Origin of the sequence: Bacillus gobiensis (assembly GCF_001278705.1) — a bacterium.
Lineage (GTDB): Bacteria > Bacillota > Bacilli > Bacillales > Bacillaceae > Bacillus > Bacillus gobiensis.
In genome coordinates, this window is record NZ_CP012600.1 from 310,192 (window position 1) to 334,902 (window position 24,711).

26 protein-coding genes, 16 tRNA genes, 3 rRNA genes and 1 pseudogene are annotated in these 24,711 nt (G+C 42.5%); 41 read left to right on the forward strand and 5 right to left on the reverse strand.

Translation table 11 applies throughout. The annotated features are described in order from the left end of the window. Window positions 1-249 precede the first annotated feature (249 nt). The 5 genes and pseudogenes from AM592_RS01435 to AM592_RS01455 all read left to right on the forward strand — a co-directional run bounded on the left by AM592_RS01435 (window position 250) and on the right by AM592_RS01455 (window position 5,645). Entirely contained in the window at window positions 250-1,260 is a 1,011-nt protein-coding gene (locus tag AM592_RS01435; RefSeq protein WP_053602136.1) for an ABC transporter ATP-binding protein, read from the forward strand. Then, window positions 1,226-2,008, forward strand: a pseudogene (locus AM592_RS01440) (ABC transporter ATP-binding protein); the annotation flags it as partial. The gene AM592_RS01435 and the pseudogene AM592_RS01440, both read left to right, overlap by 35 nt. A gap of 53 nt (window positions 2,009-2,061) precedes the next feature. Continuing rightward, entirely contained in the window at window positions 2,062-3,660 is a 1,599-nt protein-coding gene (locus AM592_RS01445; protein WP_053602138.1) for an ABC transporter substrate-binding protein, read from the forward strand. A 77-nt stretch (window positions 3,661-3,737) separates the two neighbouring features. Then, complete coding sequence (locus tag AM592_RS01450) at window positions 3,738-4,739, forward strand: ABC transporter permease (protein ID WP_053602139.1); 1,002 nt, start codon at window positions 3,738-3,740, stop codon at window positions 4,737-4,739. A gap of 9 nt (window positions 4,740-4,748) precedes the next feature. Beyond that, entirely contained in the window at window positions 4,749-5,645 is an 897-nt protein-coding gene (locus AM592_RS01455; RefSeq protein WP_053602140.1) for an ABC transporter permease, read from the forward strand. A 38-nt stretch (window positions 5,646-5,683) separates the two neighbouring features. Here AM592_RS01455 and AM592_RS01460 read toward each other — a convergent pair whose 3' ends face one another. Both AM592_RS01460 and AM592_RS01465 read right to left on the reverse strand, forming a co-directional pair. Beyond that, complete coding sequence (locus AM592_RS01460; protein ID WP_053602141.1) at window positions 5,684-6,745, reverse strand: FUSC family protein; 1,062 nt, start codon at window positions 6,743-6,745, stop codon at window positions 5,684-5,686. Between the two features lie 173 nt (window positions 6,746-6,918). After that, on the reverse strand, window positions 6,919-8,205 hold the full coding sequence (locus tag AM592_RS01465) for a glutamate-1-semialdehyde 2,1-aminomutase (protein WP_053602142.1): 1,287 nt from the start codon (window positions 8,203-8,205) through the stop codon (window positions 6,919-6,921). A gap of 120 nt (window positions 8,206-8,325) precedes the next feature. On the opposite strand from AM592_RS01465, the gene bcp reads away from it, so the two are divergent. Then, window positions 8,326-8,799, forward strand: a complete 474-nt coding sequence (gene bcp / locus AM592_RS01470; protein ID WP_053602143.1) for a thioredoxin-dependent thiol peroxidase — start codon at window positions 8,326-8,328, stop codon at window positions 8,797-8,799. Between the two features lie 142 nt (window positions 8,800-8,941). Further along, the gene (perR, locus tag AM592_RS01475) at window positions 8,942-9,379 is read left to right on the forward strand and encodes a peroxide-responsive transcriptional repressor PerR (RefSeq protein WP_053602144.1); all 438 of its coding nucleotides are present in this window, start codon (window positions 8,942-8,944) and stop codon (window positions 9,377-9,379) included. Window positions 9,380-9,452: 73 nt separating this feature from the next. Here perR and AM592_RS01480 read toward each other — a convergent pair whose 3' ends face one another. Then, window positions 9,453-9,800: a YgzB family protein gene (locus tag AM592_RS01480; protein ID WP_053602145.1), complete on the reverse strand. Its 348-nt coding sequence runs from the start codon at window positions 9,798-9,800 to the stop codon at window positions 9,453-9,455. A gap of 164 nt (window positions 9,801-9,964) precedes the next feature. On the opposite strand from AM592_RS01480, the gene AM592_RS01485 reads away from it, so the two are divergent. The 21 genes from AM592_RS01485 to AM592_RS01580 all read left to right on the forward strand — a co-directional run bounded on the left by AM592_RS01485 (window position 9,965) and on the right by AM592_RS01580 (window position 17,563). Continuing rightward, window positions 9,965-10,846 carry a nucleotidyltransferase-like protein gene (locus AM592_RS01485; protein WP_053602146.1) on the forward strand — a complete coding sequence of 294 codons (882 nt, stop codon included), beginning with the start codon at window positions 9,965-9,967 and terminating at the stop codon, window positions 10,844-10,846. A gap of 237 nt (window positions 10,847-11,083) precedes the next feature. Continuing rightward, a 16S ribosomal RNA gene (locus AM592_RS01490) occupies window positions 11,084-12,635 on the forward strand. A 9-nt stretch (window positions 12,636-12,644) separates the two neighbouring features. After that, a complete protein-coding gene (locus AM592_RS24915; RefSeq protein ID WP_264080142.1) occupies window positions 12,645-12,773 on the forward strand; it encodes a hypothetical protein in 129 nt (42 codons plus the stop codon). A gap of 40 nt (window positions 12,774-12,813) precedes the next feature. After that, window positions 12,814-15,743: ribosomal RNA gene (locus tag AM592_RS01495) — 23S ribosomal RNA — on the forward strand. Window positions 15,744-15,849: 106 nt separating this feature from the next. Further along, window positions 15,850-15,965: ribosomal RNA gene (gene rrf / locus AM592_RS01500) — 5S ribosomal RNA — on the forward strand. The 16S, 23S and 5S rRNA genes sit together here with 16 tRNA genes alongside, the layout of an rRNA operon. 8 nt (window positions 15,966-15,973) lie before the next feature. Then, window positions 15,974-16,048: transfer RNA gene (locus tag AM592_RS01505), tRNA-Asn, on the forward strand. A 5-nt stretch (window positions 16,049-16,053) separates the two neighbouring features. Then, window positions 16,054-16,144 (forward strand) — tRNA-Ser (locus AM592_RS01510). A 35-nt stretch (window positions 16,145-16,179) separates the two neighbouring features. After that, window positions 16,180-16,254 (forward strand) — tRNA-Glu (locus AM592_RS01515). 17 nt (window positions 16,255-16,271) lie between these two features. Further along, window positions 16,272-16,344, forward strand: a tRNA-Val gene (locus tag AM592_RS01520). 94 nt (window positions 16,345-16,438) lie between these two features. Further along, a tRNA-Met gene (locus tag AM592_RS01525) sits at window positions 16,439-16,515 on the forward strand. 5 nt (window positions 16,516-16,520) lie between these two features. After that, window positions 16,521-16,597, forward strand: a tRNA-Asp gene (locus AM592_RS01530). Between the two features lie 22 nt (window positions 16,598-16,619). Further along, window positions 16,620-16,695, forward strand: a tRNA-Phe gene (locus AM592_RS01535). Between the two features lie 32 nt (window positions 16,696-16,727). After that, window positions 16,728-16,800 (forward strand) — tRNA-Thr (locus AM592_RS01540). Window positions 16,801-16,809: 9 nt separating this feature from the next. Beyond that, window positions 16,810-16,894, forward strand: a tRNA-Tyr gene (locus tag AM592_RS01545). A 10-nt stretch (window positions 16,895-16,904) separates the two neighbouring features. Continuing rightward, window positions 16,905-16,978, forward strand: a tRNA-Trp gene (locus AM592_RS01550). Window positions 16,979-17,003: 25 nt separating this feature from the next. Further along, window positions 17,004-17,079 (forward strand) — tRNA-His (locus tag AM592_RS01555). A 9-nt stretch (window positions 17,080-17,088) separates the two neighbouring features. Further along, window positions 17,089-17,160 (forward strand) — tRNA-Gln (locus AM592_RS01560). A gap of 44 nt (window positions 17,161-17,204) precedes the next feature. Next, a tRNA-Gly gene (locus AM592_RS01565) sits at window positions 17,205-17,279 on the forward strand. Window positions 17,280-17,296: 17 nt separating this feature from the next. Then, window positions 17,297-17,367: transfer RNA gene (locus AM592_RS01570), tRNA-Cys, on the forward strand. 4 nt (window positions 17,368-17,371) lie between these two features. Beyond that, window positions 17,372-17,460: transfer RNA gene (locus tag AM592_RS01575), tRNA-Leu, on the forward strand. Between the two features lie 21 nt (window positions 17,461-17,481). Beyond that, a tRNA-Leu gene (locus tag AM592_RS01580) sits at window positions 17,482-17,563 on the forward strand. Window positions 17,564-17,699: 136 nt separating this feature from the next. On the opposite strand, the gene AM592_RS01585 is transcribed toward AM592_RS01580, so the two are convergent. Further along, window positions 17,700-18,809, reverse strand: a complete 1,110-nt coding sequence (locus tag AM592_RS01585) for a site-specific integrase (protein WP_053602147.1) — start codon at window positions 18,807-18,809, stop codon at window positions 17,700-17,702. A gap of 14 nt (window positions 18,810-18,823) precedes the next feature. After that, a complete protein-coding gene (locus AM592_RS01590; RefSeq protein WP_053602148.1) occupies window positions 18,824-19,456 on the reverse strand; it encodes a helix-turn-helix domain-containing protein in 633 nt (210 codons plus the stop codon). Between the two features lie 172 nt (window positions 19,457-19,628). On the opposite strand from AM592_RS01590, the gene AM592_RS01595 reads away from it, so the two are divergent. The 13 genes from AM592_RS01595 to AM592_RS01645 all read left to right on the forward strand — a co-directional run bounded on the left by AM592_RS01595 (window position 19,629) and on the right by AM592_RS01645 (window position 24,697). Then, complete coding sequence (locus tag AM592_RS01595) at window positions 19,629-19,844, forward strand: helix-turn-helix transcriptional regulator (RefSeq protein ID WP_053602149.1); 216 nt, start codon at window positions 19,629-19,631, stop codon at window positions 19,842-19,844. 26 nt (window positions 19,845-19,870) lie between these two features. After that, window positions 19,871-20,185: a DUF771 domain-containing protein gene (locus AM592_RS01600; RefSeq protein ID WP_053602150.1), complete on the forward strand. Its 315-nt coding sequence runs from the start codon at window positions 19,871-19,873 to the stop codon at window positions 20,183-20,185. Window positions 20,186-20,405: 220 nt separating this feature from the next. Continuing rightward, window positions 20,406-21,194, forward strand: a complete 789-nt coding sequence (locus AM592_RS01610) for a phage replisome organizer N-terminal domain-containing protein (protein ID WP_053602152.1) — start codon at window positions 20,406-20,408, stop codon at window positions 21,192-21,194. Further along, complete coding sequence (locus AM592_RS01615) at window positions 21,139-21,999, forward strand: ATP-binding protein (protein WP_053602153.1); 861 nt, start codon at window positions 21,139-21,141, stop codon at window positions 21,997-21,999. The genes AM592_RS01610 and AM592_RS01615 overlap by 56 nt, the downstream gene beginning before the upstream one ends. Before the next feature lie 11 nt (window positions 22,000-22,010). Then, on the forward strand, window positions 22,011-22,163 hold the full coding sequence (locus tag AM592_RS24275; RefSeq protein ID WP_192841130.1) for a DUF6906 family protein: 153 nt from the start codon (window positions 22,011-22,013) through the stop codon (window positions 22,161-22,163). Further along, window positions 22,163-22,711, forward strand: a complete 549-nt coding sequence (locus tag AM592_RS01620) for a hypothetical protein (protein ID WP_053602154.1) — start codon at window positions 22,163-22,165, stop codon at window positions 22,709-22,711. The genes AM592_RS24275 and AM592_RS01620 overlap by 1 nt, the downstream gene beginning before the upstream one ends. Window positions 22,712-22,821: 110 nt before the next feature. Beyond that, window positions 22,822-22,950: a BH0509 family protein gene (locus tag AM592_RS23870; protein ID WP_148564297.1), complete on the forward strand. Its 129-nt coding sequence runs from the start codon at window positions 22,822-22,824 to the stop codon at window positions 22,948-22,950. Window positions 22,951-22,968: 18 nt separating this feature from the next. Continuing rightward, window positions 22,969-23,136: a hypothetical protein gene (locus tag AM592_RS24060; RefSeq protein ID WP_158320282.1), complete on the forward strand. Its 168-nt coding sequence runs from the start codon at window positions 22,969-22,971 to the stop codon at window positions 23,134-23,136. Window positions 23,137-23,192: 56 nt separating this feature from the next. Next, window positions 23,193-23,399 (forward strand): XtrA/YqaO family protein, encoded by a 207-nt coding sequence (locus AM592_RS01625; RefSeq protein WP_225970317.1) that lies wholly within the window; start codon window positions 23,193-23,195, stop codon window positions 23,397-23,399. Between the two features lie 29 nt (window positions 23,400-23,428). Beyond that, the gene (locus AM592_RS01630) at window positions 23,429-23,800 is read left to right on the forward strand and encodes a hypothetical protein (RefSeq protein ID WP_053602155.1); all 372 of its coding nucleotides are present in this window, start codon (window positions 23,429-23,431) and stop codon (window positions 23,798-23,800) included. 68 nt (window positions 23,801-23,868) lie between these two features. Continuing rightward, window positions 23,869-24,051 carry a hypothetical protein gene (locus tag AM592_RS01635; RefSeq protein WP_053602156.1) on the forward strand — a complete coding sequence of 61 codons (183 nt, stop codon included), beginning with the start codon at window positions 23,869-23,871 and terminating at the stop codon, window positions 24,049-24,051. A gap of 37 nt (window positions 24,052-24,088) precedes the next feature. Further along, entirely contained in the window at window positions 24,089-24,349 is a 261-nt protein-coding gene (locus tag AM592_RS01640) for a hypothetical protein (protein ID WP_053602157.1), read from the forward strand. A gap of 42 nt (window positions 24,350-24,391) precedes the next feature. Continuing rightward, entirely contained in the window at window positions 24,392-24,697 is a 306-nt protein-coding gene (locus AM592_RS01645) for a hypothetical protein (protein WP_053602158.1), read from the forward strand. Window positions 24,698-24,711: the final 14 nt, after the last annotated feature.

Sequence of the window (24,711 nt, forward strand, 5' to 3'; positions counted from 1 at the left end):
CGAAACCCCACTGATTGAAGTTTACTTTATTTGGTGTTATATAAATATAGTTATTGACAAGATAAATTGCTTATAATAGAATATGAAAAAAATAGCGAAAATTCTTAAAATTTGAAATTGGTCGTCAGAATACCTTCCAGAACTCTACACTGATTTCATTGTTTTTGTATATTATTTTAATACAGGGTTGATTGAAAGAGAGGCGAAAGCTAATACATAGTCAGATTGGCATACAAAGAGGTGGTAAATTTGACCGCGGAAAAAGTCATTGAAGTGAAAAGCCTATCTGCAGCATTTGGAAAAAAGAATAAGCTGACTCAGGTAGTTAAAGATGTATCGTTTAGTGTAAACAAAGGTGAGATTCTGGGAATTGTCGGAGAATCAGGATGCGGGAAGAGCGTAACCTCATTATCAATGATGGGGTTAAATCAGCAGATGACTGTGACGGGACAAGTTCTTTTTGGGAAACAAAACCTGCTTTCTTTAAAAGAGAAACAATGGAGAAAAATCCGCGGCAATGAATTCTCAATGATATTTCAAGAACCTATGACTTCATTAAATCCCCTTTTTACAATTGGAGATCAGTTAACAGAATCAGTCACCATACATAAGAAGATCTCTAAAAAGGCTGCTCAGCAAAAAGCGGTAGAAATGATGGAAATCGTTGGTTTGCCAAGACCCGCGCAGCTATTAAAACAATACCCCCATGAATTATCCGGCGGAATGAGACAAAGGATTATGATCGCTATGGCCCTAATGTGTGATCCTAAGATGCTGATTGCCGATGAGCCGACAACAGCACTCGATGTGACGATTCAAGCGCAAATATTAAAATTGCTGAAGCAAATGAATGAACAGCTCGGGACAGCAATTATGCTCATCACGCATGATCTGGGCGTTGTCCTGAATGTGTGTCAAAGGGTAGCGATTATGTATGCAGGACGGATTGTAGAGGAAGGCGATGTAAAAACGATTTTTAAGCATCCGAAGCATCCATATACGCAAGGGCTTTTTCAATCTATACCGACGTTAGAGAGCAAGAAGAAAAAGCTCTATTCCATAGAAGGAAACGTCCCGAAGCCAGGATCGATAAAAAAAGGCTGCACATTTGCGCCGAGGTGCCCGTTAAGCTTTGATCGCTGCTTCCAAGCGGAACCACCTCTATATAAAGCGGATACAGGACAATTGGCACGCTGTTTTCTTGTTGAAGAAGGAGGCGAGCAGCTTGAAAAAAGAATTGCTGAAGGTACAACATCTTAAAAAATATTATTCGGCGAAAAAACCCATTTTCAGCAAGGCAAATCAAGACATCAAAGCACTGGATGATGTATCATTTTCCGTTTATGAAGGCGAGACTCTCGGAATTGTGGGAGAATCCGGTTCAGGAAAGTCGACACTTGGAAAAACCATCTTGCGTTTAACCGAAGCGACAGCGGGTGAAATCGTATTTTCAGACAAAAAACTGCTCGATCTGAAACAGAATGAACTCCGAACGATGAGGAGGCATTTTCAAATGATCTTCCAGGATCCTTATGCTTCTTTAAATCCACGGATGAGAATCAAGGACATATTGGAAGAACCGCTCATTGTCCACAAAATCGGTACAAAGGAAGATCGAAAACAACAGGTGGCAGAGATGCTTGATGTTGTCGGCCTAGGTTCTGGCTTTGGAAATCGCTATGCCCATCAGTTCAGCGGCGGGCAGAGGCAGCGCATCGGGATTGCGAGAGCGCTAATTATTAGGCCGAAGCTGATTGTACTAGATGAACCAGTTTCGGCGCTGGATGTGTCTGTTCAGGCGCAAATTTTGAATTTGCTCGCTGACCTGCAAAAGAAATTCTCACTTACATATTTGTTTATTTCTCATGATTTAAGTGTCGTCAAATATATTAGCGATCGAGTGGCGGTCATGAATAAAGGGAAAATTGTTGAATTAAAGGATTGCGAGGAGCTTTATGAATCTCCAGAGCATCCATACACAAAAACGTTATTGGCTGCTGTACCTGTCCTGGAAATAGCAGAGTAGCAGTTCATTATACAAATAGGAAAGGGGAAAAACGAATGGGAAAAAAGCTTGCAATCAGCTCGGTAATACTCGTATTCATACTTAGCATTGCTTTGCTCGGCTGCTCAAGCGGCACTGGCGGTAACGAGAGCAGCGGCCAGAATAATGAAAAGAAAACATTAATTTACGGAAGGGGCGGAGATTCAACTTCTCTTGACCCGATTACAACGACTGAAGGCGAAGCATTTAAAGTTACTCAAAATATTTTTGAAACACTATTAGAATATGGTGAACAAGACACTACGATCCAGCCTGGCCTAGCAAAAAAATGGGAAGTGTCAGATGACGGATTAACGTATACGTTTGATTTGGAGGAAGGCATAAAATTCCATGATGGAACAGATTTCAACGCAGAAGCAGTAAAGTTTAACTTTGACCGCTGGATGAACGGGGATGAAGAGAAGTTTCCTTATTATACGATGTTCGGCGGCTATAAAAAAGACGAAGGACACGTCATTAAAGAAATTAAAGTACTCGATGACTACAAAATTCAATTTATTTTAAAACGGCCTCAGGCTCCTTTCTTGAAAAACCTGGCTATGTCTCCGTTTGGAATTGCCAGCCCTGCTGCAATCGAGAAATCCGGTGATAAGTTCCGCGAGCAACCAGTCGGCACCGGTCCGTTTAAATTTGTGGATTGGAAGCCAAATGACAGGATTACAATTGAAAAAAATGAAGACTACTGGGGAGAAGGCGCAAAGTTAGATGAAATTATTTTCAGGTCAATTCCTGAAAACTCTGCCCGCTTAAATGCATTGCAAGGGGGAGAAATTGACATTATGGACGGCGTCAATCCTTCAGACCTAAAAACCATCGAGTCAAATCCGGACCTTAAGAAGCTTGAACGTCCGTCAATGAACATAGGTTATCTTGGATTTACTGTTAACAAAGAACCGTTTAATAACAAGCTTGTACGCCAGGCGTTGAATTATGCGGTGAACAAACAGGAAATCATCGATTCTTTCTATGGAGGCCTTGCTGAACCGGCAAAAAACCCGCTTCCTCCGTCCTTGGAAGGGTACAACAACGATATTGAGGAATACCCTTACGATCCTGAAAAAGCAAAGCAATTGCTAGCAGAAGCAGGATATCCTGACGGCTTTGAGATGGATTTGTGGGCGATGCCTGTACCAAGACCTTATATGCCTGACGGAATGAAAATTGCTGAAAAAATACAAGCTGATTTTGAGAAAATTGGTGTGAAAGCTGAGATTGTCACATACGAATGGGCTACTTATCTTGATAAGCTTACTAAAGGGGAAGGCGAAGCCTATCTTCTTGGCTGGACCGGTGATAATGGAGATCCGGACAACTTCATTTACACTCTTTTAGATAAAGACAGCATAGGCGGCAATAACTATTCCTATTACAGCAATGATAAACTGCATGATATTTTAATTAAAGCACAATCTGACCCTGATCAACAGAAACGTAATGAATTGTATATGCAAGCCCAGGAAATTATCCATGATGAATCTCCTTGGGCGCCTCTTGTTCATTCAACGCCAATCCTGGTGGCAAGGTCCAACGTTGAAGGATATATGCCGCATCCAACAGGATCCGAACCATTGACAAAAGTACAATTTAAAGAATAAATACATGAGAAGGGAGGAAAGCTTCTCCCTTTTTTCGTTTTTCTCATGCTTAAAACTTAAAAAGCGCGGTGATAGATTTGCTTTCATACAGTTTAAAACGAATAGGTCTGCTCCTGCCCGTATTATTCGGAATGACGCTTGTTGTATTTTCGATCACCCGGCTGATTCCGGGAAATCCGGCCCAGGTCATATTAGGCCAGAGGGCAACTAAGGAAGCTATTGAAGAACTGAGCATTCAGTTAGGGTTAAATAATCCATGGTATGTACAATACGGAAATTATATTATGGATCTTTTAAGAGGTGATCTTGGCACCAGTATAAAAACAAAAGCAAGCATATCAGAGGAAATGATGCCTTATTTGCTTGCTACCATTGAGTTAACTGCTGCAGCAATGATTTTAGCCGTTATTATAGGAGTAAATGCCGGCATTATCAGTGCCTGGTTTCGAAATTCATTTTTTGATTACACATCAATGGTTATCGCATTAATTGGCGTTTCCATACCGATTTTCTGGCTGGGACTAATGATGCAATGGTACTTTTCCTTGCAGCTTGATTGGTTTCCGATTACCGGGAGAGAGAATGTCAGGGATCCAGTCCAATCGATTACCGGCCTGTATTTGATCGATACACTGGTTCAAGGAAGATTTGATCAATTTGTTGAAGTACTCAGGCACTTAGTGCTTCCAAGTGCAGCGTTGGCCACGATACCTACTGCGATTATCGCCAGAATCACAAGGGCAAGCATGATTGAAGTTATTCAATCCGACTATATGAGAACAGCGCGAGCCAAGGGAGTAAAAATGGTCGTAGTGATTTACAAGCATGGGTTGAAAAACGCAGTTATACCCATATTGACCATCATTGGGTTGCAAACAGGGTTATTACTTGGAGGCGCGATATTGACAGAGACGATATTTGGCTGGCCGGGAATTGGCAGATACATTTATGAGGCGATCGGTGCCCGCGATTACCCTGTCATTCAATCCGGTATTTTGGTCATAGCGACGATTTTTGTCTTGATTAACTTCATTGTCGATCTTTTATATGCTTTGATTGACAAACGAATTACATATTAGGGGGTAATTATGCAGCCTACTGTTGAGAATCAGAAGATCCCTGTTTCGATTGAAAAAGATGAACGTCTGATCATTGGGCATATGAAACAATTTTTTTCTAACAAATTAGCTTTAGCCGGTACGATTCTTGTGGCATTTTTTGTCCTGCTCGCGATTTTTGCTCCTTTTATTGCACCTTATGGACTTAATGAGCAGATAATGGCCAATCGTTTGCAGCCGCCTTCTGGAGAGCATTGGTTTGGAACGGATGATTTTGGGAGAGACATTTTTTCACGAGTCGTTTATGGGGCAAGAATCTCGCTATGGGTTGGATTCTTATCCGTATTGGGTTCAATGATAGTAGGTACTTTGCTTGGCGTCATTGCCGGCTATTTCGGCAAATGGATTGATATAATCATTTCGAGGATATTTGATATTATGCTTGCATTTCCAAGCATTTTGCTTGCGATCGCAGTTGTTGCAATCTTGAGGCCTTCTTTGGAAAATGCTCTGCTCGCCATCGCGATCATAAATATTCCTACGTTTGGCCGGCTCGTTCGATCAAAAGTGCTTAGTGTGAAAGAAGAAGAGTATGTACTTGCAGCAAGATCAGTGGGTATGAAGCATTCCCGTATTTTATTGCTTCATATATTTCCGAACAGCCTGTCGCCAATTATCGTTCAAGCGACGCTAGCCATCGGAACAGCTATCATCGAAGCAGCTGCACTTGGCTTTCTCGGACTTGGCGCAAAAGCCCCTGCCCCTGAATGGGGAAAGATGCTTGCAGACGCTAGATCTTTCCTTGTTCAAGCCCCTTGGACGCTCATTTTCCCGGGGATAGCCATTATGCTTACGGTATTAGGTTTTAATTTGATGGGAGACGGATTAAGAGACACACTTGATCCGAAGATGAAGGATACACGATAAAGAAAAGGAGCGATAGGTTAACCTTCCGCTCCTTTTTCTCATACTTTAAGCTCGCTGTTCTTTGTATGGTAATTTTGATAACTCGAAAGCAGTATTTCCATATGTTCGAGATGCTCACGATAGTCGACAACACTTGCAATCACTAGCATTAGGCTTTCATTTATTGTGTCATCACCGTGGTTTTTGCGATGATTTAAAAAGGTAACGATATTATCTTTTTTCAGCAGGATGCTTCTTTCAATAATTTCTCTCGGTTTCGTAGATTTTATTTTTCCTGTGAGTGAGAGGAGAATCCGCTCGTGAATGAGAAGGAGATCCTCAATCTCTTTAACAAACGTTCTATTCATTTCCTCTGGCAAATCATGGATTTCATTCTCGAGCCGGTGTACTTTTTGTAACAGATCCAATGCCCGATTCGAGGTAGAAATGGAGTGTCTGAACAAAACCAGCTTCCTTGACTTAACAAAAGCTGCCCGTTTGGAATAGCTTCTTTCTTCTTTGTATCGCATAAAGAGCTGCTCCAGATCCACCATTTGTTCTTTCAGCTTTTCAATGTCTTCCTTTAGTACAGAATGCATCGTTGAATGGTTTGTTATATGTCTCGTCCACTTAATAATCTCCTCTGTTGTTTCAACTGTTGTTCGAATAAGCTTCGTTTCGTATTTCGGAGGGAAGAATAAAAAATTTACAACAAATGATGATAAAACTCCAATTGCTACAGCACTCGTTCTAAGAGCGGCATAATACAAAAAATTATCTCCGGGACTTTCCAAAATCGCAATAACTGTCACAAGAGTAATTGGAATGGTGTGCTCAATCTTCAATTTTAAATTCAAAGTAATGACGATAAGAGCTGTGAAACCAATAACGAGTGGACTTGGCCCAAATAGCAACCCAAAAGTTGTGGCCAGAACTGCCCCGATTACATTTCCTTGCAGCTGGTCAATGATCGTTAAAAAAGAACGATAAATTGTAGGCTGAATTGCAAAAATGGCCACTATTCCCGCCAACAGTGGATTGGGTATTCCGATTAATTGTGCTATCCAGAGTGCGAGCGTAATAGCAATTCCTGTTTTAAAAATACGGGCACCAAGCTTCATTAACTCGTTACCGTCCTTTCTCTAAGATATTTCTTTGAAATCTTAATTTTCCCTTAGCAAAGCGGTACTAAACAATAATGTAATATATAGTGTGCAAGGAGAAAATATACAAGATATTAAAAAAATAGCGGGGATCGGCTCCCCGCTTGATCAACGAAACCAAATTTTTTCCCTTAAAGCTCCTTAAAGGCATTTTTCACAGCAGCGAGTGTATGATCAATGTCTTCTTCTGTATGTGCGATCGTAAGGAACCAAGCCTCGTATTTCGAAGGCGCAAGGTTAATGCCTTGCTCAATCATGAGTTTGAAAAACCTTCCGAATTTCTCACCATCAGTGTTTTCTGCATGCTCGTAATTTTCAACCTTCTCGTTTGTAAAGTAAACAGTTAAAGCACCTTTTAGCCGGTTTATCGTGATTTCTGTTCCAGTATTACGCGCATGTTCTAATATTCCGCTTTCAAGCTTAGCGCCGAGACGATCAAGATTTTCATAAACGCCTTCTTCCTTTAATACTTCCAAGCACGCGATTCCGGAAAGAATAGAAGCCGGATTTCCAGCCATTGTTCCTGCTTGATAGGCAGGGCCAAGAGGAGCAACCTTCTCCATAATTTCCTTGCTGCCGCCATAAGCTCCGATTGGCAGTCCGCCGCCGATAATTTTTCCAAGCGCAGTTAAATCCGGTTTGACTCCCAATAAATCCTGAGCACCGCCGTACATAAACCTGAAGGCTGTAATGACCTCATCGTAAATAACGAGTGCACCGGCTTTATGAGTGAGTTCATTGACTGCTTCCAGAAAGCCTTCTTTAGGCTCGACGATTCCAAAATTCCCGACAATCGGCTCGACAAGCACTGCAGCAACTTCATCGCCCCATTTATCAAGCGCCGCTTTGTAGCTTTCTATATCATTGAAAGGGACGGTAATGACTTCCTTAGCGATATTTTTTGTCACACCCGCCGAATCTGGAGAACCTAATGTTGCCGGACCTGAACCTGCAGCGACGAGCACAAGGTCAGAGTGCCCGTGATAGCACCCGGCAAATTTGATTATTTTGTCTCGTCCTGTATAAGCTCTTGCTACTCGGATGGTGGTCATAACAGCCTCCGTACCGGAATTTACAAAACGTACTTTATCCATTGAAGGAATGGCTTCTTTCAGCATCTTTGCAAACTTAATCTCATGCTTTGTCGGTGCTCCGTAAAGAACCCCGTTTGCCGCTGCTTTTTGAATTGCTTCTGTAACATGAGGATGTGCATGTCCTGTAATAATCGGTCCGTAAGCTGCAAGGTAATCTATGTACTTATTGCCGTCCGCGTCCCAAAAATAAGCTCCATTCGCTTTTTCCATTGTGACAGGTGCTCCGCCTCCGACCGCTTTAAAGGATCTCGACGGGCTGTTTACTCCTCCTACGATGTGTTTAAGCGCTTCTTCGTGAAGCAATTCGGATTGCGTATGATTCATTGAATAGGACCTCCTGTTTAAATCTAGCCTCTATTTTAACATGCTGTTCAGTAAAAGTGTCTACAGTTGTCAGATCAGACGATTTTGGGTACGCTAATATAAAAGGGAGGCAAAGATGACATGAGTATTCAAATAGGTGAAAATGTGCCTGACATCGAGCTGGTAAATGAAAAAGGAGAAAACGTAAAGATTTCAGATTTAAAAGGGAAATATGTTGTGCTTTACTTTTATCCGAAAGATATGACCCCTGGGTGTACGACTCAAGCTTGTGATTTTCGTGACAGGGTTGAGAGCTTTTCAGAGCTTGATGCAGTTATCGTCGGGGTAAGTCCAGATGATCAGGGAAAGCATCAAAAATTTATAGAAAAGCACGATTTGCCTTTTACACTGCTTGTTGATGATGAGCATAAGCTGGCCGAGGCCTTTGGGGTTTGGAAGCTGAAAAAAAACTTCGGCAAAGAATACATGGGCATCGAGCGATCTACATTCCTGCTTGATAAGGAAGGAAAGCTAATTAAGGAATGGCGAAAAGTAAAGGTAAAAGATCATGTAGCTGAAGCGCTCCAGGAATTAAGAGAAACCGTTCAAGTGTGAAGGAAGCTAACTTTTCCAGTTAGTTTCTTTTTTACCATAAGGTTCGCAATAAAAATAATTGACAATAATTATTCCTAGGAGTTACACTAATTATAAACGTTATAATGTAAGAATTTCTTTTAGAAAAGAGGTGCATGACGGAATGGCTGAACATCATTTGAAAGAAGCCTTGGATACGTTGAAGGATACTGGAGTTCGTATTACTCCTCAACGTCATGCGATTTTGGAATTTCTCATAAATTCAATGTCTCACCCTACTGCTGATGATATATATAAAGCCTTAGAAGGCAAATTTCCAAATATGAGCGTGGCAACCGTTTACAATAATTTAAGGGTATTTCGTGAAACGGGTTTAGTTAAGGAGTTAACTTATGGCGATTCTTCTAGCCGGTTTGACTTTGTCACATCGAATCATTACCATGCGATCTGTGAAAATTGCGGTAAAATCGTTGATTTTCATTACCCCGGCCTTGATGAGGTAGAGCAGCTCGCATCCCACGTGACAGGCTTTAAAGTAACCCATCACCGTCTTGAGATATACGGAGTATGTCAAGAGTGCGAGAAAAAAGAAACCCATTAAAAAGCTGGTCGCTAACTATCTGCGAGCCAGCTTTTTTGCTGTCGAAAAGAAAGCGCAGCCAAAACAAGGCTGCTTATTTCATTTTTCGGTTATAATTTTCATCAAACTCTTTTCCTTCCAGGTTCTTATCCAATGTGAGCGGCTCTCTGCAATGCATGCACATATCCACCCGGCCGAGAATTTTCGTTTCCTTATTGCAGGACGGGCATATAACTTTGACAGCCCTTGTTGAAAGCATGCCGATCCAAAAGTAAACGGCCGTGCTCAAACAAATGGATAACAGCCCGAGCATCATAAGAATGGTGACGAGCCAAATGTTATTCATGAAAAAGAGTCCCACGTACATAATGATAAAACCCACGAATATTAAGCTTAAAGCAAACGTACGAATTTTATTAATTTTACTCGTATACTTTGCCATCTCTCATCCCCCTGATTTAAATATAACATATCCAAAATACAAAAGATTACAAAAAAAGTCTTGCGGAATTGCTGAAGTATTTGCGAAAATAAAGGAGTTTGTTTTTAGTTGTAGAAATACACAAAGAGCCCCTGAACACCATACATATATTGGAGGAATTGATTATGGAAAATATACTCCGTCCTATTTATCAAGAAAGAGCTAGTCATTCGGACACGTTAGCAGTTATTTTAATTGAAAGAAAAAATCAGACTTCACCTGCTACAGACAACTTTGATGTGGCATTGCTGGTCATTTCAAAAAAGTCCGAAGCGCCGATATTTGTTAAGCATTATGAATTTGAAGGGAAAACAGCTTCATTACATGTAGTGTCAGAATCTCAAATTCAGGAATGGATTTTGTTAGGCACAAATAGAAGGACTATTGATTGGATCATGAATGGCAAAGTTCTTTTTGACCGAAACGAATACGTTGCGAATTTAGTGGATTGGCTCTATACATTTCCTTTTTCTGACCGCAAAATGAAAATTGGGTTGGAGTATGGAAAACTGATAAGAAGATATATAGAAGGAAAAGCTTTCTTTGAATCGAAACAATTTTTGGACGCCTATAATTCGATTGTCCATGCGCTGCACCATTTGGCAAGAATTGAAGTCATTGATAAGGGGTTTCATCCTGAGGTAACAGTTTGGAATCAAGTTCGCCACATGGAGCCGCAAGTGTATAAGCTCTATCTAGAATTAATTGAAAGCAATGAAAGCCTCGAAAAAAGACTTGAATTATTATTTTTAGCAAGTGATTTTCTGATTCACAGTAAAGCGGAGGTCGGCTCTTCCTATATTCTAACGATCATGGAAGAAAAGCCGGTATGGCTTTTTGGAGAGCTTTTGGAGCATCCGGAATTAAAATTATTCATAACAGATTTGGGTGTGTTGATTGAATTTCTTGTCTCTAAAGGCTTCGTAGAAGTAAAAAGAATAGAAACAAAGGGACAGCATATATATCATAGAGGATATTCTGTAAAAAAAGGTGTTGACTCTTTTTAAATGCGATGGTATATTAATATGCGTCGCTGAAAAACAAAGTTGATTGCTTAAGTTGAGGCGGCAAAAAAACATTGAAAAAAGTATTGACTAAGATCTTTTGAAATGTTACATTAATAAAGTCGCTTCTGAAGCGAACGAATAATGATCTTTGAAAACTAAACAAGACAAACGTACCTGTTAATTCTAGATTTTGTTTTAAAAAATCGCATAGGCGACTATGCGTAGTCAGTCAAACTTTTATTGGAGAGTTTGATCCTGGCTCAGGACGAACGCTGGCGGCGTGCCTAATACATGCAAGTCGAGCGGACCTTTGGAGGCTTGCCTCCGAAAGGTTAGCGGCGGACGGGTGAGTAACACGTGGGTAACCTGCCTGTAAGATCGGGATAACTCCGGGAAACCGGGGCTAATACCGGATGCGTCACGAAACCGCATGGTTTTGTGATCAAAGGTGGCACTTGTGCTACCACTTACAGATGGACCCGCGGCGCATTAGCTAGTTGGTGAGGTAACGGCTCACCAAGGCAACGATGCGTAGCCGACCTGAGAGGGTGATCGGCCACACTGGGACTGAGACACGGCCCAGACTCCTACGGGAGGCAGCAGTAGGGAATCTTCCGCAATGGACGAAAGTCTGACGGAGCAACGCCGCGTGAGTGATGAAGGTTTTCGGATCGTAAAGCTCTGTTGTCAGGGAAGAACACGTGCCGGTTGAATAAGCCGGTACCTTGACGGTACCTGACCAGAAAGCCACGGCTAACTACGTGCCAGCAGCCGCGGTAATACGTAGGTGGCAAGCGTTGTCCGGAATTATTGGGCGTAAAGCGCGCGCAGGCGGTTCTTTAAGTCTGATGTGAAAGCCCCCGGCTCAACCGGGGAGGGTCATTGGAAACTGGGGAACTTGAGTGCAGAAGAGGAGAGTGGAATTCCACGTGTAGCGGTGAAATGCGTAGAGATGTGGAGGAACACCAGTGGCGAAGGCGACTCTCTGGTCTGTAACTGACGCTGAGGCGCGAAAGCGTGGGGAGCGAACAGGATTAGATACCCTGGTAGTCCACGCCGTAAACGATGAGTGCTAAGTGTTAGAGGGTTTCCGCCCTTTAGTGCTGCAGCAAACGCATTAAGCACTCCGCCTGGGGAGTACGGTCGCAAGACTGAAACTCAAAGGAATTGACGGGGGCCCGCACAAGCGGTGGAGCATGTGGTTTAATTCGAAGCAACGCGAAGAACCTTACCAGGTCTTGACATCCTCTGACCACCCTAGAGATAGGGCTTTCCCTTCGGGGACAGAGTGACAGGTGGTGCATGGTTGTCGTCAGCTCGTGTCGTGAGATGTTGGGTTAAGTCCCGCAACGAGCGCAACCCTTGATCTTAGTTGCCAGCATTCAGTTGGGCACTCTAAGGTGACTGCCGGTGACAAACCGGAGGAAGGTGGGGATGACGTCAAATCATCATGCCCCTTATGACCTGGGCTACACACGTGCTACAATGGGCAGAACAAAGGGCTGCGAGACCGCAAGGTTTAGCCAATCCCACAAATCTGTTCTCAGTTCGGATTGCAGGCTGCAACTCGCCTGCATGAAGCTGGAATCGCTAGTAATCGCGGATCAGCATGCCGCGGTGAATACGTTCCCGGGCCTTGTACACACCGCCCGTCACACCACGAGAGTTTGCAACACCCGAAGTCGGTGAGGTAACCATTTGGAGCCAGCCGCCGAAGGTGGGGCAGATGATTGGGGTGAAGTCGTAACAAGGTAGCCGTATCGGAAGGTGCGGCTGGATCACCTCCTTTCTAAGGATAATGAACGGAAACGAGGGAGCTCTCCCGAGAGCTTCCTCGGGACAGGTACGTACGATCTTGTTTAGTTTTGAAGGATCATTCCTTCAAATGAAGATGATGTTCTTTGAAAACTGGATAACGAAAGAGTAAGACATTCACATTGATTTTTTTGTAGTAAGTTCGATCTAACGGTTAAGTTAGAAAGGGCGCACGGTGGATGCCTTGGCACTAGGAGCCGATGAAGGACGGAACGAACACCGATATGCTTCGGGGAGCTGTAAGCAAGCTTTGATCCGGAGATTTCCGAATGGGGAAACCCTCTGTTCGTAATGGAACAGAATCTTATCTTGAATTCATAGAGATAAGAAGGCAGACCCGGGGAACTGAAACATCTAAGTACCCGGAGGAAGAGAAAGCAAACGCGATTCCCTAAGTAGCGGCGAGCGAAACGGGATTAGCCCAAACCAAGAGGCTTGCCTCTTGGGGTTGTAGGACACTTGATACGGAGTTACAAAGGAACGGGGTAGATGAAGAGGTCTGGAAAGGCCCGTCAAAGAAGGTAACAACCCTGTAGTTGAAAGTCCGTTCCCTCCCAAGTGGATCCTGAGTACGGCGGGACACGAGGAATCCCGTCGGAATCCGGGAGGACCATCTCCCAAGGCTAAATACTCCCTAGTGACCGATAGTGAACCAGTACCGTGAGGGAAAGGTGAAAAGCACCCCGGAAGGGGAGTGAAAGAGATCCTGAAACCGTGTGCCTACAAGTAGTCAGAGCCCGTTAACGGGTGATGGCGTGCCTTTTGTAGAATGAACCGGCGAGTTACGATCCCGTGCAAGGTTAAGTTGAAGAGACGGAGCCGCAGCGAAAGCGAGTCTGAATAGGGCGCATGAGTACGTGGTCGTAGACCCGAAACCAGGTGATCTACCCATGTCCAGGGTGAAGTTCAGGTAACACTGAATGGAGGCCCGAACCCACGCACGTTGAAAAGTGCGGGGATGAGGTGTGGGTAGGGGTGAAATGCCAATCGAACCTGGAGATAGCTGGTTCTCTCCGAAATAGCTTTAGGGCTAGCCTCAAGGTAAGAGTATTGGAGGTAGAGCACTGATTGGACGAGGGGCCCCTACCGGGTTACCGAATTCAGTCAAACTCCGAATGCCAAATACTTATCCTTGGGAGTCAGACTGCGAGTGATAAGATCCGTAGTCGAAAGGGAAACAGCCCAGACCGCCAGCTAAGGTCCCAAAGTATACGTTAAGTGGAAAAGGATGTGGAGTTGCTCAGACAACCAGGATGTTGGCTTAGAAGCAGCCACCATTTAAAGAGTGCGTAATAGCTCACTGGTCGAGTGACTCTGCGCCGAAAATGTACCGGGGCTAAACGTATCACCGAAGCTGCGGACTGTTCTTCGAACAGTGGTAGGAGAGCGTTCTAAGGGCTGTGAAGCCAGACCGGAAGGACTGGTGGAGCGCTTAGAAGTGAGAATGCCGGTATGAGTAGCGAAAGAGGGGTGAGAATCCCCTCCACCGAATGCCTAAGGTTTCCTGAGGAAGGCTCGTCCGCTCAGGGTTAGTCGGGACCTAAGCCGAGGCCGAAAGGCGTAGGCGATGGACAACAGGTTGATATTCCTGTACCACCTCCTTTCCGTTTGAGCAATGGGGGGACGCAGGAGGATAGGGTAAGCGCGGTGTTGGATATCCGCGTCCAAGCAGTTAGGCTAAGGAGATAGGTAAATCCGTTTCCTTATTAGGCTGAGCTGTGATGGCGAGTGAAATTTTAGTAGCGAAGTTCCTGATTCCACACTGCCAAGAAAAGCCTCTAGCGAGGAAAATGGTGCCCGTACCGCAAACCGACACAGGTAGGCGAGGAGAGAATCCTAAGGTGATCGAGAGAACTCTCGTTAAGGAACTCGGCAAAATGACCCCGTAACTTCGGGAGAAGGGGTGCTTCTTAGGGTGAATAGCCCCGAGAAGCCGCAGTGAATAGGCCCAGGCGACTGTTTAGCAAAAACACAGGTCTCTGCGAAGCCGCAAGGCGAAGTATAGGGGCTGACGCCTGCCCGGTGCTGGAAGGTTAAGGGGAGCGCTTAGCGTAAGCGAAGGTGCGAACTGAAGCCCCAGTAAACGGCGGCCGTAACTATAACGGTCCTAAGGTAGCGAAATTCCTTGTCGGGTAAGTTCCGACCCGCACGAAAGGCGCAACGATCTGGGCACTGTCTCAACGAGAGACTCGGTGAAATTATAGTACCTGTGAAGATGCAGGTTACCCGCGACAGGACGGAAAGACCCCGTGGAGCTTTACTGCAGCCTGATATTGAATGTTGGTACAGCTTGTACAGGATAGGTAGGAGCCTTTGAAACCGGAGCGCCAGCTTCGGTGGAGGCATCGGTGGGATACTACCCTGGCTGTATTGACCTTCTAACCCGCCGCCCTTATCGGGCGGGGAGACAGTGTCAGGTGGGCAGTTTGACTGGGGCGGTCGCCTCCTAAAATGTAACGGAGGCGCCCAAAGGTTCCCTCAGAATGGTTGGAAATCATTCGCAGAGTGTAAAGGCACAAGGGAGCTTGACTGCGAGACCTACAAGTCGAGCAGGGACGAAAGTCGGGCTTAGTGATCCGGTGGTTCCGCATGGAAGGGCCATCGCTCAACGGATAAAAGCTACCCCGGGGATAACAGGCTTATCTCCCCCAAGAGTCCACATCGACGGGGAGGTTTGGCACCTCGATGTCGGCTCATCGCATCCTGGGGCTGTAGTCGGTCCCAAGGGTTGGGCTGTTCGCCCATTAAAGCGGTACGCGAGCTGGGTTCAGAACGTCGTGAGACAGTTCGGTCCCTATCCGTCGTGGGCGCAGGAAATTTGAGAGGAGCTGTCCTTAGTACGAGAGGACCGGGATGGACGCACCGCTGGTGTACCAGTTGTTCTGCCAAGGGCATCGCTGGGTAGCTATGTGCGGACGGGATAAGTGCTGAAAGCATCTAAGCATGAAGCCCCCCTCAAGATGAGATTTCCCATTCCCTATGGAAGTAAGATCCCTGAAAGATGATCAGGTAGATAGGTCTGAGGTGGACGTGTGGTGACACATGGAGCTGACAGATACTAATCGATCGAGGACTTAACCAAATATGAATGTCATTTGCTTAAAACGTTATCCAGTTTTGAGAGAATATTTATTTTCTCTATTGAAATTTATATAATACATAGTATAATTGATTTTGTCCCTATTTTGTCTGGTAATGATGGCGAAGAGGTCACACCCGTTCCCATGCCGAACACGGAAGTTAAGCTCTTCAGCGCCGATGGTAGTTGGGGGGTTCCCCCTGTGAGAGTAGGACGTTGCCAGGCAGACATATTCCGCAGTAGCTCAGTGGTAGAGCTATCGGCTGTTAACCGATCGGTCGTAGGTTCGAATCCTACCTGCGGAGCCATTTTTGGAGAGCTGTCCGAGTGGCCGAAGGAGCACGATTGGAAATCGTGTAGGCGGTTTTCCCGTCTCAAGGGTTCGAATCCCTTGCTCTCCGCCATATTGGATCTTTATACATACATACTTTATATAAGGGGCCCGTTGGTCAAGCGGTTAAGACACCGCCCTTTCACGGCGGTAACACGGGTTCGAATCCCGTACGGGTCACCATTTAGTCTCAGTTTTTCGGAGGATTAGCTCAGCTGGGAGAGCATCTGCCTTACAAGCAGAGGGTCGGCGGTTCGAGCCCGTCATCCTCCATCATTGGTTCTTAATACAATGTTATAGCTTTTCATTACGGAGTAATTATCACACCGATTGAGAGGCTGAATAAAGCAAGTGGAATTTTTATCATCGCGGGGTGGAGCAGTTCGGTAGCTCGTCGGGCTCATAACCCGAAGGTCGCAGGTTCAAATCCTGCCCCCGCAACCAAATATGGTCCGGTAGTTCAGTTGGTTAGAATGCCTGCCTGTCACGCAGGAGGTCGCGGGTTCGAGTCCCGTCCGGACCGCCATTCATATAAGACAATAAAATACGGCTCGGTAGCTCAGTTGGTAGAGCAACGGACTGAAAATCCGTGTGTCGGCGGTTCGATTCCGTCCCGAGCCACCACTTGTGTAAAGCAAGTTCCTATCATTTATTTTGCCGGTGTAGCTCAATTGGTAGAGCAACTGACTTGTAATCAGTAGGTTGGGGGTTCAAGTCCTCTTGCCGGCACTGCTTTTCGGAGGGGTAGCGAAGTGGCTAAACGCGGCGGACTGTAAATCCGCTCCCTCAGGGTTCGGCGGTTCGAATCCGTCCCCCTCCACCATTTTTATTAAAGGGGCATAGTTTAACGGTAGAACAGAGGTCTCCAAAACCTCCGGTGTGGGTTCGATTCCTACTGCCCCTGCCATATTATTTTTCATATTCTTACCATGGCGGTTGTGGCGAAGTGGTTAACGCACCAGATTGTGGCTCTGGCATTCGTGGGTTCGATTCCCATCAATCGCCCCATTTATTTATTGGGCTATAGCCAAGCGGTAAGGCAACGGACTTTGACTCCGTCATTCGTTGGTTCGAATCCAGCTAGCCCAGTTTCTTTTTTTTATTATTTTGCATATAATATATATAAAGTCTTTGCGGAAGTAGTTCAGTGGTAGAACATCACCTTGCCAAGGTGGGGGTCGCGGGTTCGAATCCCGTCTTCCGCTCCAACTTGCTAATTTAGTGTGGCGGCATAGCCAAGTGGTAAGGCAGAGGTCTGCAAAACCTTTATCCCCGGTTCGAATCCGGGTGTCGCCTTTATGCCGGGGTGGTGGAATTGGCAGACACACAGGACTTAAAATCCTGCGGTAGGTGACTACCGTGCCGGTTCGAGTCCGGCCCTCGGCACCAACATTATTTAGTTCACATCTTGCCGGTGTGGCGGAATTGGCAGACGCGCACGACTCAAAATCGTGTTCCTTTTGGAGTGTCGGTTCGACCCCGACCACCGGTATCTTTAGAAGTTTTTTGGAGAATATAAGAAATTCTTAGAAGCTCACAAACGTTGTAATATCAATGTTTTGTGGGTTTTTTGTTTTTTAGAGGAGTCGATAGAAAACGATATAAATTATTTTCGTTTTACACATTTTTTACACAACCATTGTTTCAAATGTCTTGATTGTTCCTTCCTCGTCTTCTTCTCTAAGCTCTTTGATAACATGAGAATAATCTCTGTGTGTTGTTTCTATATCTTTATGTCCTAAACGTTCACTTACATAGTATACCGATATTTTTTTATATAGCAGTACGCTAGCATGAGTGTGCCTTAATCCGTGTACGGTGATTGACTCTATCTCTAACTCAAGCAAAAGTTTTCTTAACAATTTATTAGCATTCGTATTACTAATTACTTTGTACTTTGAGCTAGGACTATAAAATACAAGGCCATACATGTTTGGTGTTAAAAGCTGAAATAGTCCTTTAAATGCGTTCATTGTTGGCTTGTCCATTTTGATCACTCGATTCGACGCTTCATTTTTTGTCGGACCAAATCCTTCTTGCGATCGCTCCATATAACCCCACGTCTTATTAATTGTAATTTTATTATTTATGAAATCGAAATCTTTTCTTGTTAGCCCAACCAATTCTGCAAATCTCATGCCTGATGTTAGAGCCAGTAAAAGTAAATAATAGCCTAATCCTTTATCAAGTCTTTTGTGTAATTCTCTGAGTAGTAATTGGCTGTCCATAAAATTTAAATGTTTTTCCGAGGTTTTTTTTGCTGGAGTTGTCCACGTTAATTCCGCTTTTCTCGTAAAATCTACTGGTACAATACCTTCTTCAATTGCGTCTTGTACACAGGCCCGGATGTGAGTGTTTAGTTTTTCCACTGTCTCTTTTGCTCTGGTTGAGCCAAATTCATTTAAAAAGAGCTGATAGTCGTGTCTTTTAATATCCTGGATATGCTTTGCACCAAAGTAACTTTTAAGCTGATTAGATGTATAATGGTAATGCTTTAATGTGGTATTGCTTACTTTCTTCTTATACAGATTTACCCATTTATCGAAATAATCAACAAGCGGTACAGGGGTTAAACTTGGTATGGTACCTTTTCTTATTTGGGCTTCTATTTCAGTAGCTGCAGCTTTAGCCTCTCCTTTTGTACGAAAACCACTTTTTCGGATAGGCTCAGATTTTCCGTTTACCATACGACTGATAGTATACTGCCACGTTTTTCCTCGCTTTTGATAGCTAGCCATTTTCTTGCCCACCTTTAATATTGTTTAAATGCACCAATCACTTTCCCTATGACAGTGACTTCATTTTTTTCTAAGTCGATTACTTGAGGATAAAATGTATCATCAGTACTCAAAGGTATTAGAGTTAATAAATTGTCTTTTAAGTTTACTTTCTTAACTGTTGCTTCATCACCATTTACCAATACAGCTGCAATTTCTCCATTTTCAACTTGTGCATCACGTTCAATTAAAACAAAACTTCCATTATCAAATTCTCGATTCATACTTTCACCTTTAATTTTTAAGTAAAATGTATCTTTATCTTTAACTTTCATCATTGGTGGGCCGGGCGCATAGCCCAATATATTTTGTTCGGCAAAAATTGGAGTACCAGCAGCAATCGTTCCGACAATTGGGATTAAATCACTAGGGGGGTGAACTTCGTTTTTATCAACGTTTAAACCTAAGATTTCATCCAGGTCTACACCAAAATAATTAGCTAACGTACTAGCTGATGATACAGTAGCATCTTTTCCGTTTTCCCATTTGGAAATCATTCCTTTACTAAATTTCGTGTTGTACTTTTCATTTACTTCTTTAACTAATTGATCCATAGTTAAATTTTTTGACTTTCTTAATTTCCTCAAATTATAACTGAAATTACTCATAATTTTCCATGCCCCTACCTTTTATTATATTTTCTTTATTATATAGGATGTGTTTCTATATAGCAACATTTGTTGTATAATTCGACACAAAAGTTGTTGACAAAGAAACTGGTTTATTTTAGTATGAAGTTACATCAAGTTTCGACATGGAAACAAGAAAGATGGTGAGGGTATGGCAGGTTACAACAAATTTAAGGGTTTTTTGGTTGAAAGAGGCATTAGACAACAAGAGATAGCTGATCTATTAGGCATGAATAGGACCAGAGTTAATCTAATCCTAAACGGTCAGCAGGGTAAAGATTTTAAGGTTCATGAAGTCAATAAAATTTGTGAATACTTAAATATCAGCGCAGACAAATATTTTTTTAATCAAAAAGTTTCTATTTAGAAACTAAATAAAAAGGGGGTGGTACTATGCAACACTTAAACGTAAACCTAACTATTCCGATTCCGGAGGATTCTGTACTTATTTCTAAAGTAGAGTTGAAAGAATTGAAAAAACAAGAACTTGCGGGTGTTTATTGGAACATGAAGGACTTAGAACAGCGCATCCGTCGCAAATCGGAATGGATTAAAGAGAATATTCTTTATCCTACTCAATTTCGAAAAGTACTTGATAGTGAAAATGGCGGATTTGTTTTTTATCCGAAATCCAAGGGTCAGTCCTGGAGTTTTCAAGCAAGTAGAATGGCAGATTTTTTGGATATGCATTTCAATAAAATATTTTAGAAAAAGGTGATAGGGTGAATCCATTAACTAAAGATAAAGCTCTTCTATTATCCCAATTTTTTATCCATCTAGAGATCGTCATGGTCCTAAAAGGAGAAATAACATCGCTTCGTTTGCTAGGAGGCAGCATCAACGATATTGGAAAATTAGTCAAGGCCTTTAGGATGAGGAGAATAACTACACCATTGTATGAAATAAATTGTGAGGTTGTTGATTTAATATGTCCGAAGTTAAGTGGATTAAATTAAGCACCCATATGTTTGAAGACGAGAAAATCAAACTAATCGAGCAGATGCCTGAATCTGACACCTTATTAATCATATGGGTGAAATTGTTGACACAAGCTGGTAAGACCAATGCTTCAGGGTACATTTTTTTAAGTGAAAATATTCCTTACACTGAGGAAATGTTAGCTGCAATATTTAATCGTCCAATACCAATTGTTAGATTGGCGTTAAAGACATTTGAACAATTCGGGATGATTGAAATCAATGAAAATCAGTTTATTTCTATTTGTAATTGGGAAAAACACCAAAATATTCAAGGTATGGATAAAATCAGGGAGCAAAATCGACTCAGAAAACAACGGCAGCGTGATAAACAAAAATTTTTACAAATACCTAATAATAGTCACGTGAAGTCACGTGACAGTCACGTAATAGATAAAGAAAAAGAATTAGATATAGATAAAGAAAAAGATAATATACCTTTTAAACTAATTATCGATTTCTTGAATAAAGTTGCTGAAAAAAATTTTAGAGAAACCACACAAAAAACTAAGGACCTTATCAAAGCTCGGTGGAATGAAGGATTCAAGTTTGAAGACTTTAAACAGGTCATTCTTGTAAAAAGCAATGAATGGAGAAACACCGATATGGTAAAATTCCTTCGGCCTGAGACTTTATTTGGTACCAAGTTTGAATCTTATCTAAATCAAAAAGGAGGTAGTCAATTTGCAAGCAATCAAGGATCAGTTAAAGACGATGACTACGATGACCTTCCTTTCTGAGACATGCAACAAGCATAAATATTTTAAAAACGGTGATTGGCATACAAAAACAGTTTATAAAATGTCCAATGCCAAAGGCGATGCTTTTTGTCCTATCTGTGCTGCTCAAGAAAGCACTAAGAAATTAGAGAAAGAAGTTCAGGCTTCAATTGATCAAGCAGAAGCAGCCAGAGCTGAAGCTAGTAAGCTCGAACATGTTTTGCTAAGAAAAAGCATTGTACCTGATCAGGAATTACTAAATGCTTCTTTTGACAATTACATAACGGATTGCCAAGAGACATCTAGTAATCTCAAAAGTGCCAAAGAGTGCTTTGCTCATTACAAAGAAAATCTAACCTTTAACATTTTTTTTCAGGGGAAACAAGGTGCTGGCAAGAGTCATTTAGCTTATTCCATTCTGAGAGAAATAAACGATGATAAACAAATGGACAAGTCTTCTCTGTTTGTCTCCGTTGAAGAAATGATGCGACTCATGAAAGATTCGTTCGGAGACAAAAAGAGCAAGTATACCGAGCGATATTTTATAGATCTTCTCGCAAGTGTCGATTATCTCGTATTAGATGACATAGGGGCTGAAACAGGCGCTATCGATAGCGAAAAGCAAGCTACCGACTTTGTACAAAGAATCATATACGCTGTCCTCACAAAGCGTCAGCACAAGAGCACCATCATCACTACAAATTTGAACAAAGAGTCAATTTTCAATATGTATGACAAAAAGCTTGTTTCCAGAATGCTCAAGCGTCCGAAATACATTCTCTTTAAAAACGCTAAGGATCGGAGAAAAGAAGACATCCCATTTTAGGAGGTATGCAAATGAAACACGGAAAGAAGCCAACACGTGCCCAAATGGACATCATTAAAATGAACGGTCTGAATCCTAATAATTGGTTGGTTGTTAAAAACCTATCTGAGCAGATGCAAGTGATACATCGGGAGACTGGCCGGTTAAGGAAGTTGATCGTGTAATGGCAGCCATTGAAGCTTTAGACAGACTGGAAATTGCTCTGGAAGATACGAATTTCGAATGGTCGCTTGTACAGATGCGGAAAACGTTGACCTATTGGTACGAAGGCAGAAGCATTCGAGAAATGTCAGAGCTATTGATACGGCCATTGGAAGAGTTGCTTTTGTTGATTGTTGATTTCGCGAAGCAAAGAATCCTTCCCCATCGTTCGAATGGACTTGGACCATGTGAGGCAATCTGGATAAGCAAAAATGATTTCGAACTGAAAAATAAACGAATCAGAGAGTTACTTAAAGATGGTCCTGTATATATTGTTTTTCTTGAAAGCAACTTCCTCTGGTATGAATACGAGATTAAGCAGTTTCAGTGCATGTGGGATAAAGGGGAATCAATCGTCGATATTTCGGAGTCATTCATGAGAGAAATCGAAGAAGTTCTCTTTCTTACCATCCATTCAGCGAAACAGGGTTTAATCGATCCCAGGGAATCAGGGTTGCTAGGTAAGGAGGCAAGTGATCGTGAACGAAAATGCCAAGGGATTTACTTTTGAGAATGCCACGCTGCAGCAGCTGGTTACAATTATCCGTTTTGAACCTTGCTCATCCTTCCTAAAAAGACAAGCATTTCTAGATTTAGTTTGCAGAGCTGGGAGGTGAGAATTTGAGCCAAGAAGAACGTGAGCTCATGATTGAATGGCTTTCTGTTATCGGAAATTTCGGTAAAGAATATCTCAACAGAATGTCAGATGAAGAGCTAGAGGTAAACTACATCAATCATTTAGAAGTTTGATAGGAAGGTGAATTGATATTGAATGAAAATAAAAATTCTAGGTTTCCAGGCAAAGTTGAAACTTGGGTCATGACACCTGAACAGTTAGCTGAATACAAACGGAAAAACCCTAAGCAAAAAAGCCAGCCGCAATCATCCCCGACCAAAGAGATTCATTGGGACTGGCCAAAAGCAAAAAGGGCATAAAAAAAACAGGATTTCTCCTGCTACCCTTAATTTCATTATATCAGGGGGAGTCCTCGTTGGAAATAGCAAACGACTTGAATTATGACCTAAATACACAAACCGTTACAGGAAAACTAGAAAAAGGAAAGATTCAAGTGATCGTTTTAGATGGTATTGGCGGCAAAGTGAAATCCATCGATGCGCGGCACCACGGCGATATAGTCATCAAAACGGTTAACGGAAAATTAAAACAAATCACACGCGAGGAAAGCGAACTCTGGTAGTCTCCTTTCCTCAAGGGAGGAGAAGAGACTTGTCTGATAAATTACAGGAAATCATTAATGAAGCCAGCATCCGTACAACGATATTTGAGGATTCGTACATTGTAGAAATCAGGAAAGAGTCTTTTGATCATCTTGTTGAGAAAGCTGAAAAAGCCGAAAAACTCAAATCAGCTTCTTCAATTTTAAACGATCTAGGAACGTTGTGGATTAAGGAAAATAATAAATTAAATGCACATCTGCAGCAGGCTAAAAAAGAACTGGAAATATACAGATCGTACTTCAAAAAAGTGCATGATGAACTAGAAAATGAAGATTTTGTCGGTGAGGCAACAGAAAATATTCTCTGCTTCAATGGTCAATTGCTAGTTGACTTGGCAGAAATGGAAGGTGATCCTGAATGATCCCTTTGTAAACTCAAATTAAACATTCTGTTCTTGCATCTAAGAATCAGGTGCTGACAATAGACTACTTGTCAAAGAAATATAAAGTTCCTGCAGAATATGTTGTCGCTTTGGCTGAAAGAAATAAGGATTTGGTTGTGACAAATGACGTGGTCATGGCGAAAAGGGAAAAGACTCTAACAGCAGCATGCGCTGGCGCCGGGGCTGTGGCGCTTTTAGCTGTATTGATTCTGCCGGGGTTGGTTGGATGAGTAAGTGCAACATATTTAAAAAAAGGAGTCGGAGCTAATGAAATATTTTGAAGTATTAGATCCTTATTATGCATTGTTAAAAGCTAAAGATAGAGAAGATGCAAAATTGCAATATAATGCTACTGTTGCAGACCTGGAAGATATAGAAGAAATTAAGGAAGTTCCAGAGGATTATGCTTTAGTCCGATTTAGTCAAGCGCCTGGTGAAAATAAAAAGTTAGTGCCTCCTTCAGAGATATTAAAAGATTTTAGAGATCCTAAACATTCTTTGTTAATCATTGACGGATCATTGCTTTAAAGAAAAGTAGACACAAATTGCGAAGTAAATGGAGGAATGAAAATGAAGGATTTAGCTTTTTATATTAAGGATGACAAGTCTTTGTGGGAACGAATGGATTACCCAAATGTCGGTGATGTTTTGTTAGTTGAAGAAAGTTATTATGACGGAATAATTGAAGATTTAGAAAAGCAGAAAAAGCAATTAGCAGAGGTTATTGCTCGTAATTTAGTTGCTTGGGATACATCAAAAGACAAGCGAGAAGGGTTGCTTCCAGAAGTCTATTTAACAAACCGGTCTTGGTATAAACGATTAACTGGTGAAGAGTACGTTTTCCATAAAGCCTTGAAGAAATTTAATATTGGGTAGTGAACAGTTCGTGT